Origin of the sequence: Sphingomonas sp. So64.6b, from assembly GCF_014171475.1 — a bacterium.
GTDB classification, from domain to species: domain Bacteria; phylum Pseudomonadota; class Alphaproteobacteria; order Sphingomonadales; family Sphingomonadaceae; genus Sphingomonas; species Sphingomonas alpina_A.
The window spans coordinates 3,750,779-3,764,099 of record NZ_CP048817.1 but is presented as its reverse complement, the minus strand read 5'-3'; the positions used below and the strand labels follow the sequence as shown (position 1 = coordinate 3,764,099).

The following is a 13,321-nucleotide window of genomic DNA, read 5'->3' as shown; positions in this document are numbered from 1 at the left end:
GCCATTGTTCCACACCGACACTATTGCTTGATGCGCGCCGGCCTAGCGACCGGCCCGAACCCTAGTCGATCGTCAGCCTGAGCGCACCGTCGCCTTCGTCGACGCGCACATTTGCCCCGTCCTTCACCTCTCCACGCAGGATCAGGTCGGCGAGCGGATCCTGCAGGTAACGCTGCACCGCCCGTTTCAATGGCCGCGCGCCATAGACCGGGTCGTATCCAACCCTGCCCAGCCACGACCGCGCCGCGTCGGTCAGGTCGAGCGTCACCTTGCGATCGGCGAGCAGCTTGCCGATGCGCGACACCTGGATGTCGACGATCGGTGCCATCTCGCTTTGCCCCAACCGGTGGAACAGGATGATCTCATCGAGCCGGTTGAGGAATTCGGGACGGAAATGACCGCGCACGATTTCCATCACTTGCGGCTCGACATCGCTCACCGGCTGGCCGTCGGCCAGGTTGGTGAGATACTGGCTGCCCAAATTCGAGGTCAGGATGATCAGCGTGTTGGAGAAATCGACCGTGCGGCCCTGCCCGTCGGTCAGCCGGCCATCGTCGAGCACCTGAAGCAGGATGTTGAACACATCGCCATGCGCCTTCTCGACCTCGTCGAACAGGATCACCTGATAGGGACGTCGGCGAACCGATTCGGTTAGAACTCCACCCTCTTCATAACCAACATAGCCGGGAGGGGCGCCGATCAGCCGCGCGACCGCGTGCTTCTCCATGAACTCGCTCATGTCGATCCGCACCATGGCGGAAGGATCGTCGAACAGGAATTCGGCGAGTGCCTTGGTCAGCTCGGTCTTGCCGACGCCGGTCGGGCCGAGGAACAGGAACGAGCCAAGCGGACGGTTCGGCTCCTGCAGTCCGGCGCGCGCGCGGCGTACAGCGGTCGACACCGCATGGACCGCCTGTTGCTGGCCGATCACGCGCTTGCCGATCGCCTCTTCCATGCCGAGCAGCTTGGCGCGCTCGCCCTCGAGCATGCGGTCGACCGGAATGCCGGTCCAGCGGCTGACCACCGCGGCGATGTCGTCGGCGGTCACTTCCTCGCGCAGCATCGCGCCCTTGGTCGCGCCGGCCGCCTCGTCAAGCTGGCGCTGCAGTTGCGGGATCGTACCGTAGGACAGCTCACCTGCCCTGGCGAGGTCGCCGGCACGCTGCGCCTGTTCAAGCTCCAGCCGCGCCGCGTCGAGCTTTTCCTTGACCTTCGCCTCGGCGGAGATCTTATCCTTCTCGGCCTGCCAGCGCGTGGTCAGTTCGGCCGATTGTTGCTCGAGATTGGCGAGCTCGCCTTCCAGCGCAGCGAGCCGGTCGCGCGACGCGGCATCGCTCTCGCGCTTCAAAGCCTCGCGTTCGATCTTGAGCTGAATGATGCGCCGATCGAGCGTCTCGATCTCCTCGGGCTTGGATTCCACCTCCATGCGGATCCGGCTCGCCGCTTCGTCCATCAGGTCGATCGCCTTGTCGGGCAGGAAACGGTCGGTGATGTAGCGATTGCCGAGCGTCGCCGAGGCGACGATCGCCGCATCGGTGATGCGCACGCCGTGATGCAGTTCGTACTTTTCCTTCAGCCCGCGCAGGATTGAGATCGTGTCCTCGACGGTGGGCTCGCCGACGAATACCGGCTGGAAGCGCCGCTGCAGCGCCGGGTCCTTTTCGACATGCTTGCGATATTCGTCGAGCGTGGTCGCGCCGACGCAGTGCAGTTCGCCGCGCGCCAATGCCGGCTTGATCATATTCGACGCGTCCATTGCGCCTTCCGATTTGCCCGCGCCGATCAGCGTGTGCATTTCGTCGATGAACAGCACGATGTCGCCCTCGGCCGATTTGACCTCGTCGAGTACGCCCTTCAATCGTTCCTCGAACTCGCCGCGATATTTCGCGCCGGCGATCAGGCTGCCCATGTCGAGCGACATCAGGCGGCGGTCCTTCAGCGTGTCGGGCACATCGCCATTGGCGATGCGCAGCGCGAGGCCCTCGGCGATCGCGGTCTTGCCGACGCCGGGTTCGCCGATCAGCACCGGATTATTCTTGGTGCGGCGCGCGAGGATCTGAATCGTGCGGCGGATTTCCTCGTCGCGCCCGATCACCGGATCGAGCTTGCCGTCACGCGCAGCCTGAGTCAGGTCGCGGGCGAATTTCTTCAGCGCGTCAAAACGGTCCTCGGCGCCCGCGGAATCGGCGGTCCGCCCGCCGCGCACATTGTTGATCGCGGTGTTGAGCGCATCGGCGCGAACGCCCGCCGCCTGCAGCGCTTTGCCCGCCGCGGTGTTCAGCGACAGGGCCAGTGCGACCAGCAGCCGCTCGACCGTCACGAAGCTATCGCCCGCCTTGGCGGCGATTTGCTCGGCCTGGTCGAGCACGCGCACCGCGTCATTGTCGAGGCCCGGCGTCTGCTGCGCGCCACCGCCCGACACGGCAGGGATCTTGGACAAAGCGAGGTCGGTTTCGCTCACCGCCTTTTTCGCATCACCGCCAGCCGCGGTGATCAGCCCGGCAGCCATGCCCTGCTCGTCCTCAAGCAGCGCTTTCAGCAAATGCTCGGGCGCGATGCGCTGGTGGCTCATGCGGATCGCGACGGTTTGCGCCGATTGGAGGAAGCCTTTGGCGCGGTCGGTGAATTTTTCGAGGTTCATGTTGCTCCCATCTCCACTTGCTCGTGCGATATAGTGTTGCACTTATGCAACACAACCCGTCCGGCCGCAGCTTTGCCGTGATGATTGGAGCGTAACGCACCGCGCGCCGCAAGGTGTCTCGGATTCGCCATGCAACCGGCATCGAACTGTCATCACGTCGGCGTAATTGTGCAACGCACAACGCCTAGGCGGCGGGCGACGCGCAGTTGCGCGCCTCGTTCTGCCTAAGGGGATTTCATAATGCGTGTTCTCACCGCTTGCCTGCTCGCCGGCACTGCGCTCGGCTGGCCGCTCGCCGCTACTGCAACCGGTCGCGACGACGTCGCCGCTGCACCGGCCGCACCTGCCGCCGATCCCGCACCCGCAGAACCCGAAGCGAGCGCCGAGGGCGACATCATCGTCATCGGCCGCGGCGAGACCCGCCAGGTGCAGCGCCTGGGCCAGGACGACATCGCGATCCTGACTCCGGGCACCAGCCCGTTGAAAGCGATCCAGAAGCTGCCCGGCGTGAATTTCCAGTCCGCCGATCCCTTTGGCGCCTATGAATGGTCGCAGCGCGTGTCGATCCGCGGCTTTAACCAGAATCAGCTCGGCTTCACGCTCGACGGCATTCCGCTTGGCGACGGCACCTATGGCAACACCAACGGCCTGCACATCAGCCGCGCGATCAGCTCGGAGAATATCGGCGAGACGCGCGTGTCGCAGGGTTCGGGCTCGCTCGGGACGCAAGCGACCAACAATCTCGGCGGTACGATCGAATTCTTCTCGTCCGATCCGAAGTCCGAGTTCGGCCTGTCGCTCGACGGCAGCTATGGCAGCAACAATACGGTCCACGCCTTTGGCCGGCTCGACACCGGTCAGCTCGGCGACAACGGGCCAAGCGCCTATGTGTCGTACAGCCATCTCGACACCGGCAAGTGGAAGGGCCGCGGTGCGCAGCGCCAGAACCAGGTTAATGCCAAGGCGATCGCACCGATCACGCCCGACCTGCGCCTCGTCGGCACGTTCAACTATTCGGAACGCCGCGAGCAAGATTATCAGGACATGTCGCTCGATATGATCCGGCGCCTTGGCTATCGCTGGGATAATATCACCGGCCAGTTTCCACTCGCCGTGCTCGTCGCCGATGTCGGCGCAAATAGCGGCTATACCGGTGCGCCGAAACTGAATCCGGCAGCCGGCACGGTCAATCCGGCCCCGTTCCTCAATGCAGATGACGCCTATTACGACGCGGCGGGCCTGCGGAATGACTATGTCGCTTCGCTTGGTATCGAGACCAGCAAGGACGCGAAGGTCCATGGCCAGCTCAAGGCCTATTATCATGACAATCGCGGCCAGGGCATCTGGTTCACGCCCTATGTCCCGTCGCCCTCCGGCGTGCCGATTTCGGTGCGGACGACCGAATATAACATGCATCGCAAAGGCGTGTTCGGCTCGCTTGGCACCGACCTGGGCGCATTCGGCGACATCACCGTCGGCGGCTGGTACGAACGCAACGACCTGCGCCAGGCACGCCGTTTTTATGGGCTCGACAGCCGGCTCGTGCCGACGCGCAATGCGCTCGAGTTTCAGGACGGCGCGTTCGCGACGCAGTGGGACCTGCGCTACAAGACGGATACCGTGCAATATTATGTCGAAGACAAGATTCCGATCGGCGATCTGACGATCAATCTCGGTTGGAAAGGCTTCGACGTCCGCGGTAGCTCGGACGCGATCCTGGCCGGCCCGCTCGCGACCGGCAAGGTCAAGACCACCGACTGGTTCCAGCCGCATGCAGGCTTCACCTACAAGCTGGGCGAGCGCGCCGAATTGTTCGGCGGCTTCACTCAGGTGACGCGCGCATTCGTCGCGGCCGCCACCAGCGGGCCGCTGGCCACTACTCAGGCCGGTTTCAACGGGCTTGGCAATCTTAAGCCTGAATCGTCGGACACTTATGAACTCGGCGTGCGCGGACGCTCGGGCATCTTTACCGGTTCGCTCAGCGCCTATTATATCAACTTCCGCGACCGCTTGCTGGCTTTCTCCAATGGTGCGGGGATTCTCGGCAATCCGGCGATCCTGCAGAATGTCGGCGGGGTGCGATCCTACGGCGTCGAGGCGACCGGTCAGGTCAAGCTGCCGGGCGGATTCGGCGCGTTCGCATCCTATGCCTATAACAATTCGAAATATCGCGACGACGTCATCGCCTTCCCGCTGATCGGGGGCGTGCCGACGCGGACGGTTGTTGCCGCGATCGAGGGCAAGAATGTGGTCGATGCGCCGACGCATATCGCATCCGGCGAACTGACCTATGACAGCAACCTGTTCTTCAGTCGGCTCGGCGCGAACTATATGAGCAAGCGCTACTTCACCTACACCAACGACCAGTCGGTGCCGGCGCGGGTGCTGTTCGACGCGACGATCGGTGTGCGGGTGAAGCTTGCTGGCGACCGCCAGGTCGAACTGCAGCTCAACGGCACCAACCTGCTCGACAAGGACTATGTCGCGACGATCGGGTCGAACGGCTTCGGCAATAGCGGCGACGGCCAGACATTGCTGATCGGTGCGCCCCGTCAGGTGTTCGTGACGCTTAAAACGGGCTTCTGACCCGCTCCGTCCGCCGTCTCCGCCTCGGTGGAGGCGGCGGACATTATTGCTGCTCGCTGAAGTCCCGCCGCCTCGCTAGGCTCACCGCAAAACAGATGCGGTGAGGATGGCGATGCGGCGATTTCTGAAGACGGGTGCGATCGGATTGCTGGCCTTGCTCGTGCTCGTGGCGATCGGCCTGGCTATCTGGGAACCGCTGCTGGCCGAGCGCGCCGCGCCGCCGCCCGATCATAAATATGACAGCATCATCGCGCGCGACACATTTGGTGTGCCGCATATCTTCGGCAAGACTGATCCGGACGTGGCTTACGGCGTTGCCTATGCCCATGCCGAGGATGATTTCGCGACCTTGCAGGAGGCGGTCGCGATGACGCGCGGCCGGCTCGGCGCGATGACCGGCGCGGCCGGCGCGCAGACCGATTATGCGCTCGCTTTGCTCGGCGCGCGCGCCACCGCGCACCGCGATTATATGAAGCAGCCGGCCGATGTCCGCGCGCTGCTCGATGCCTATGCCAGCGGGCTGAACAAATATGCGGAACGTCATCCGGGCGAGGTCAAGCTGGCCAAGCTGTTCCCCGCCAATGGCGAGGATATCGCGACCGGCTTCGTGCTGCGTTCGCCCTTCTTCTTCGGGCTCGACCAGACACTCGGCGCGCTGGTTGGTGAGACGCCGCTGCCGGTGGAAAGCGCCGGCGCCACGCCAGATGCGCCCGATCCCGGCGCGCTGCCGGCCGGCACTGATGTCAATGAAGGCAATCAGAATGGATCGAACGCCTTTGTCGTTGCGCCGAAGCGCTCGGCCGATGGTTTCACCCGCGTGGTATCCAATTCGCACCAGCCGTGGCGCGGGCCGGTCGCCTGGTACGAACTGGTCGTGCATTCGGGCACCGGCTGGAACTTTGCCGGTGCGACATTCCCCGGCGTGCCCTTCCCGGTACTTGGACATAATGAGACGCTGGGCTGGACCAACACGGTCAATCGCCCCGACCTGACCGATGTCTACAAGCTGGTGCTCGATGGCGGCGGTACGCATTACCGGTTCGACGGGAAATGGCTGCCGCTCGAGCGCACGCGGGTCTGGCTGCATGTGAAGATCGGGCCGTTCGTCCTGCCGGTGCCGAAGACGGTGCTGCGCAGCGTGCATGGTCCGGCGATCGCCAACAAGAACGGCATCTTCGCGATCCGTTATGGCGGCGCGGACCAGATGCGCATGATCGAGGAATATTACCGCCTGACGCGCGCACGCAATTTCGCCGAATGGCAAAAGGCGCTGGCGATCCAGGGCGTGCCGGCGACCAATTTCCTCTATGGCGATGCCGCCGGGAATATCGCTTATTTCTACAATGCGAGCTTTCCCAACCGGAAGCCCGGTTTCGATTACGCAAAAGTGCTGCCCGGCGACACGTCGCGCGACCTGACGGCGGGCACGGTGCCATTCGCCAATGTGCCGCGCAATGTGAACCCGGCATCGGGCTTTCTGATCAACGCCAACAACACGCCCTATCAGGCGGCCGGTGCCGGGTCGGAAATGCGTGCCGGCGATTATTCGCCGCTGCTCGGGATCGAGACCGATACGACCAATCGCGGCACCCGCGCGCTTGAGCTGATGGGCGCGGACGGGGCGATCAGCCGCGCCGATCTGGAGCGGATCAAATACGACACGACGGTCAGCCGGGTCGGCTGGGCAGCGAAATGGTTCGCCGATATCATGGCGGTCGATGCCAGGGGCGACCGGCAGATTGCGGCGGCGAAAGCGGTACTGGCGAAATGGGATTGGAATTACGACGGCAAGGGACCGGCCGACTCGATCGCCGCCCTGCTGCTGCGCGCGGGCAATAAATGGCATTATCAGCGCCGCCCGGAGGCCGATCCGCGCGAGGAACTGGGCAAGGCGGCGGCGTATCTGCAGGACCATTTCGGGCGGCTCGATCCGCCGCTCGGTACCGTATTGCGGTTGCGCCAGGGCAAGGTCGATCTGCCGCTCGACGGCGGGCCTGACGTCCTGCGCGCCGCCGCATTATGGGACGAGGATCCGGACGGAAGACTTTCGGTGAAGCATGGCGACAGCTTCATCATGTTCATGGAATGGGACAAGCAGGGGCAAGTCAATTCGCAGTCGATCCAGCCGTTCGGCGCTGCAACGACGCGCCCGGCATCGCCGCATTATGCCGATCAGGCGCCGCTGTTCGTCGCGCACAAGCTGAAACCGGTGCGTTTCGCCCCGGCCTCGCTGCGCGGCCATGTCGAGCGGGTCTATCGGCCGTAACCGCCCGACCCGCGACATGTCCATTATGGTCGAAGTGATTGAAGCGCTTGGATTGCATGGCGTTATCCCGGTGATATGGTGTGACACAGTGGTCGCAAACCAAGGAACCTTCCCCATAATGTCCCCCAGGATTCTCGCGCTCTCCGGCGTGGCGCTGATCGCGCTTGCCAGCCCCGCTTTTGCGGCACCTGCCGCCGCACCGGCTGTTCAGGCGGCCAAGCCTGCACCGGTCGCCGACCTCGTCAAGCAGGTCGATATTCCGTATGAGGAATTCACCCTCAAAAACGGGCTGCGCGTCATCGTCCATACCGATCGCAAGGCGCCGGTCGTCGCGGTATCGGTGTGGTACGATGTCGGGTCGAAGCACGAGCCCAAGGGCAAGACCGGCTTTGCCCATCTGTTCGAGCATCTGATGTTCAACGGCAGCGAGAACGCGCCGGGCGATTTCTTCGAGCCGCTGAAACAGGTCGGCGCGACCGACTATAACGGCACCACCTGGTACGACCGGACCAATTATTTCGAGACGGTGCCGGCCCCGGCGCTGGAACGCGCCTTGTTCCTCGAAAGCGACCGGATGGGGTATCTGCTCGGCGCGGTGACGCAGCGTGTGCTCGATGTGCAGCGCGGCGTCGTGCAGAACGAGAAGCGCCAGGGCGACAACCAGCCTTACGGCCTGGTCGACTATGCCAAGACCGCGGCGCTGTTCCCGCCCGAGCATCCTTATGGTCATGACACGATCGGCTCGATGGCCGATCTCGACGCCGCCAGCCTGAAGGATGTGAAGAACTGGTTCCGCGGCCACTATGGTCCGAACAATTCAATCCTGGTCATCGCCGGCGATGTCGATGTCGCGACCGCCAAACCGCTGGTCGAGAAATATTTCGGCGCGATTCCCGCGGGCCCGAAGACGGTACGCCCGGCCGCGCCAGTGCCGACCTTGCCCGCGCCCAAGTCCGAAGTGATGAAGGACCGCGTCGCGACGACTCGGATCATGCGCACCTGGGTCGTGCCGGGCCTGGACAGCAGTGACGCGACCGCGCTCGACGTCGCCGCCGGCGTGCTTGGCGGCCTCGCCAGCTCGCGGCTCGACAATGCGTTGGTGCGCAAGGAAAAGCTCGCGGTCGGCGTGTCCGCGGGCAACCAGACCTTCGCCCAGATCGGCACCTTCGAGGTCAGCGCCGATGTGCGTCCGGGGATCGACCCGGCACTGGTCGCCAAGCGCCTCGACGAGATCATCGCCGATTTCATCAAGAATGGCCCGACCGCCGATGAAGTGCAGCGCGTCGCCACCGGCGAGGTCAGCGATCGGATCGAGGGACTGGAGTCGGTCGGCGGATTCGGCGGCAAGGCCGTCGCGCTGGCGCAAGGCGCGCTCTATTCGAACGATCCCGGCTTTTACAAGAAACAGCTCGCGACGCTTGCGGCCGAGACTCCGGCCAATGTGAAGGCGGTAACCGCGAAATGGCTGTCGCGCCCGGTCTATGCACTAACTGTCGAACCCGGCGCGCGCGTCGCCTATGACGAGGCCAAGGCGCCCGAAGAAGTGGTCGAAGCGGCCGAGCCCGCGGCATTCAAGGGCACGCGTGGCGAGATGCCGGCGGTCGGCACGATCGCCGATCTCGATTTCCCCAAGGTCGAGCGCACCAGGCTCAAGAACGGCATCGAACTGATCTATGCACAGCGTGGCGCAGTGCCGATCACGCGTGCGGTGATCAGCTTCGATGCCGGCGTGGCGGCCGATCCGGCGACCAAGCTCGGCACCCAGCAGCTCGTTCTGAGCATGCTCGACGAGGGCACGACGACCAAGGATTCGACCGCGATTGCCGAAGCGCGCGAGCGGCTTGGTGCGGAGATCGGCACCGGTGCGAGCCTCGATCAGACCTTTCTGTCGCTGTCGACGCCGAGCGCCAATCTCGGCCCAGCGCTCGACCTGTTCGCCGATGTGACGCTCAATCCGGCCTTTGCCCCCGCTGAGGTGGCACGGTTGAAGAACCAGCAGCTTGCCGGAATCGCCTCGGAACTGACCAATCCCGGTGGCCTTGCCGGCCGTGCGCTGCCCAAGCTCGTCTATGGGCCGGCCTCGCCTTATGCGAAGTCGGCCGGACGCGGCGATCCGGTCGCGGTCGCTGCATTGACGCGTGACGATCTGGTCGCGTTCCAGCACGCCTGGCTGCGTCCCGAAAAAGCCAAGATCTTCGTCGTCAGCGATCGCCCGCTGGCCGAAGTGTCGGCGGCGTTCGACCAGCGCTTCGGCAGCTGGAAGGGGATCGGTACTGCCGGCATCAAGGATTTCGGCGCGGCCTCGGCACCGTCGGCGCCAAAGATCCTGCTGATCGATCGTCCCGATTCGCCGCAGTCGCTGATTCTCGGCGCCGCGCCCAACGGATTGAAAGGCACTGCGGACCTGCTGCCCGTGATGACCGCCAACGACGCGCTCGGTGGCAGTTTCCTGTCGCGGATCAATATGGACCTGCGTGAGGACAAGCACTGGACCTATGGCGCGTCGGGCAATTTCAGCCGCGCGCAGAATGCCGCGCCCTATATCGTCTCGGCACCGGTCCAGGCCGACAAGACCGGCGCGTCGATCGCGGCGATCCGGCAGCAAGTCGGTGACTTCCTGACCACCAAGGGGCTAACCAAGGCCGAGTTCGATCGCACGATCATCGGCAAGACTCGCGAACTGGCGGGCAGCTTCGAAACATCGAGCGATGTGCTCGGCGCGATGCAGACCAACGACCTCTACAAGCGTCCCGACGATTATTACGCGACCATCACGCAAAAATATCGCGCAATGACGCAAAGCGAACTTGACGCTGCGGCACGCGCGGCAATCGACCCCAAGACCTTCATCTGGGTGGTGGTCGGCGATGCCAAGACGGTCCGGCCTCAGCTTGACAGCCTCGGGCTGCCGGTTGAGGTGGTGCCCGCCGCGTCCATTGCGGGCGCGAAGTAATCCGATACCAACCAGTTCCGAGTTGAGGGAGAGACGTAATGGCCGATGTCGATGGCACCTGGGATACCGTTGTGAAATCGCCGCTGGGCGATCAAAAAGCTACGCTCGTTGTGAAGAGCGACGGCAATAGCTGGACCGGCAGCAACACCGGCGCGATGGGCTCGGTCGAGATCACCGATGGCACCGTCGATGGCAACACGATCAGCTGGAAGATGAGCATCGTCGTGCCGATGCCGATGACGCTCGATTGCACCGCGACGGTCGATGGCGACACGATCACCGGCAATGTCGGCGCTGGCGCATTCGGCAGCTTCCCGCTGACGGGAGCGCGCGCTGCCTGATCGGCGTTGCGATTGCGAGATTGAAGGGGCCCGCTTCCGATGAGGAAGCGGGCCTTTTCGTTTGAGCGCCTCAGGTCGAGTGGAATCGCCCCGGAGAGTGAGGGATCAGGTCGAAAACCCTCTAGCCCTGGGAAAGCCGCGTGACATGGCCCATCTTGCGGCCGGGCCGGGTTTCCTTGCCGTAGAGATGCAAATGCGCGCCCGGCTCGGCGAGAATCTCGGCCCAGCGATCGGCGTCGTGACCGATCAGATTGTCCATCACGACCTTCGGCGCGGTGAGACCGGTATCGCCGAGCGGCAGACCGCAGATCGCGCGGATATGGTTCTCGAACTGCGAGCAATTGGCGCCTTCGATCGTCCAATGCCCCGAATTATGCACGCGCGGTGCCATTTCATTGAACACCGGGCCGTCCGTGCCGGCGAAGAACTCGCAGGCAAGGATGCCGACATAGTCGAGCGCCTCGGCGATGCGGCCGGCAAGCGCTGCCGCTTCGTCCCATTGTGCGGCGATCTCCGCCGGTGCGGGCAAGGTCGAGCGCGCCAGGACGCCGTCCTTATGCTCGTTCCAGGGCGGCGGATAACTGACGGTCGATCCGTCGGGGCTGCGCGCGAGCAGGATCGAGAATTCGTGACTGAAAGTGACGAAGCCTTCGAGGATCGCGGGGCGCTGGCCGATCGCCTGCCATGCCGCTTCGGCGTCGTCCGGCGCGGCGATGCGCACCTGGCCCTTGCCGTCATAGCCGAGCCGCAGCGTCTTGAGGATCGCCGGGCAGCCGGTCGTGGCGATCGCGGCTTTCAGTTCGTCGAGCGTTGCCACCGCCGCCCAAGGCGCGGTGCGGCCGCCGATCTTGCCGACGAACGCCTTTTCGGTCGCACGATCCTGCGCGATGCCGAGTGCCGCGGGTGCCGGATGGACCGGCACCTTGCCGGCGAGATATTCGACCGGTTCAAGCGCGATATTCTCGAACTCATAGGTCACCACGTCGCAGGCGGCGGCGAACTCGTCGAGCACGATGCGGCTGTGGTAATCGGCGCGGGTGAAGCTCGATGCGGTTTGCGCGGCGACGCTTTCGGCATCGGGCGCGAGTACGCGGGTATGATAACCAAGCTGCGCCGCAGCGACCGCGAGCATCCGGCCGAGCTGGCCGCCGCCGAGAATGCCGATGGTGGACCCGGGGGGCAGGACGGTCATGCCGGATCGGTCGCCACGCCATCGGTCTGCGCCGCGCGCCACGCCTGGAGGCGCTCGCTCAGGCCGGGATCGCCAAGCGCGAGGATCGACGCGGCGAGCAGGCCGGCGTTGATCGCGCCGGCCTTGCCGATCGCCAGCGTGCCGACAGGGATACCGCCGGGCATCTGCACGATCGAGAGGAGGCTATCCATGCCCTTCAACGCAGCGCTTTCGACCGGTACGCCGAGCACCGGTAGATGCGTCATCGACGCCGTCATGCCGGGCAGATGTGCCGCGCCGCCTGCGCCGGCGATGACGACCTTCAGGCCACGTCCGGCGGCGCTGGTGGCATAATCGTAGAGGCGCTTCGGCGTGCGGTGTGCGGAAACGACACTGGTTTCATGCGCGACGCCGAGCTGGGTAAGGATGTCGGCGGCATGGCGCATCGTCTCCCAGTCGGAAGTGCTGCCCATGATGATGCCGATGAGTGGCGTATCCGCCATATCCGTGCCCCGTCCCCCCGGGTCTGTGTCCGGGAGGGGCCTGACTAGCGGCGAGACGAGGGGAGGGCAACCGTGCAGGGCAGGCGGCAGAGACTTGTTAGTGGTTACCGCTGAAACAAGTTCAGCATGACGGTGCTTGTTGAGGCGGGCCCTTACCGCTCGCTCAGATAATAACGGTCGGTCGCGTTGAGATCGGCATCGAGTTCGTAGACGATCGGCTGGCCGGTCGGGATCTCAAGCGACGTGATCTCATCGTCGGGAATGTTCGACAGATGCTTGACCAGCGCGCGCAGCGAATTGCCGTGCGCGGAGATCAGTACGCGCTGCCCGGCCTTGAGCGCGGGGGCGATACGGCCGTCCCAATAGGGCAGGACGCGAGCGATCGTGTCCTTGAGGCTCTCGGTCGAGGGGATGGCGATGCCGGCGTAACGACGGTCCTGCGACAGGTCATAGTCGCTGCCCGTCTCCAGCACCGGTGGCGGGATGTCGAAGCTGCGGCGCCAGATATGCACCTGTTCGTCGCCGTGCAGCGCCGCGGTCTCGGCCTTGTTGAGGCCGGTCAGCCCGCCATAATGCCGCTCGTTGAGGCGCCAGTCCTTCTCGACCGGTAGCCACAGCCGGCCCATCTCCTCGAGCGCGAGATTGAGCGTCTTGATCGCGCGGGTCTGCAGCGACGTGAAGGTCTGGTCGAAATCCAGGCCCTTTTCGGCCATCAGCCGCCCCGCCGCGCGTGCTTCTTCAGCGCCCTTTTCGGTCACGTCGACATCCCACCAGCCGGTGAAGCGGTTTTCGAGGTTCCACGACGACTGGCCGTGGCGGATCAGGACTAGGGTGGGCATGGCGTTCCTCACAGACGTCAC

At 64.5% G+C, this 13,321-nt stretch carries 8 protein-coding genes; 4 read left to right on the top strand and 4 right to left on the bottom strand.

The annotated features are described in order from the left end of the window. Positions 1-61 precede the first annotated feature (61 nt). Positions 62-2,641 carry an ATP-dependent chaperone ClpB gene (clpB, locus tag G4G27_RS17885; RefSeq protein ID WP_183109892.1) on the bottom strand — a complete coding sequence of 860 codons (2,580 nt, stop codon included), beginning with the start codon at positions 2,639-2,641 and terminating at the stop codon, positions 62-64. A gap of 240 nt (positions 2,642-2,881) precedes the next feature. Here clpB and G4G27_RS17880 point away from each other — a divergent pair, with 240 nt between their 5' ends. The 4 genes from G4G27_RS17880 to G4G27_RS17865 all read left to right on the top strand — a co-directional run bounded on the left by G4G27_RS17880 (position 2,882) and on the right by G4G27_RS17865 (position 10,787). Then, on the top strand, positions 2,882-5,227 hold the full coding sequence (locus G4G27_RS17880) for a TonB-dependent receptor (protein WP_183109891.1): 2,346 nt from the start codon (positions 2,882-2,884) through the stop codon (positions 5,225-5,227). 112 nt (positions 5,228-5,339) lie between these two features. Continuing rightward, positions 5,340-7,493 carry a penicillin acylase family protein gene (locus G4G27_RS17875; RefSeq protein WP_183109890.1) on the top strand — a complete coding sequence of 718 codons (2,154 nt, stop codon included), beginning with the start codon at positions 5,340-5,342 and terminating at the stop codon, positions 7,491-7,493. Positions 7,494-7,611: 118 nt separating this feature from the next. Continuing rightward, on the top strand, positions 7,612-10,446 hold the full coding sequence (locus G4G27_RS17870; protein ID WP_183109889.1) for a pitrilysin family protein: 2,835 nt from the start codon (positions 7,612-7,614) through the stop codon (positions 10,444-10,446). 38 nt (positions 10,447-10,484) lie between these two features. Further along, a complete protein-coding gene (locus G4G27_RS17865) occupies positions 10,485-10,787 on the top strand; it encodes a hypothetical protein (protein ID WP_183109888.1) in 303 nt (100 codons plus the stop codon). Between the two features lie 121 nt (positions 10,788-10,908). Here the strand turns inward: G4G27_RS17865 and G4G27_RS17860 are convergent, their stop codons facing one another. From G4G27_RS17860 to gpmA, 3 genes are all read right to left on the bottom strand, one after another. Next, complete coding sequence (locus G4G27_RS17860) at positions 10,909-11,979, bottom strand: 5-(carboxyamino)imidazole ribonucleotide synthase (RefSeq protein ID WP_183109887.1); 1,071 nt, start codon at positions 11,977-11,979, stop codon at positions 10,909-10,911. Continuing rightward, the gene (gene purE / locus G4G27_RS17855) at positions 11,976-12,461 is read right to left on the bottom strand and encodes a 5-(carboxyamino)imidazole ribonucleotide mutase (protein ID WP_183109886.1); all 486 of its coding nucleotides are present in this window, start codon (positions 12,459-12,461) and stop codon (positions 11,976-11,978) included. Before purE ends, G4G27_RS17860 begins: the two co-directional genes overlap by 4 nt. Positions 12,462-12,613: 152 nt before the next feature. Next, positions 12,614-13,300, bottom strand: a complete 687-nt coding sequence (gpmA, locus tag G4G27_RS17850) for a 2,3-diphosphoglycerate-dependent phosphoglycerate mutase (RefSeq protein WP_183109885.1) — start codon at positions 13,298-13,300, stop codon at positions 12,614-12,616. Positions 13,301-13,321 lie beyond the last annotated feature (21 nt).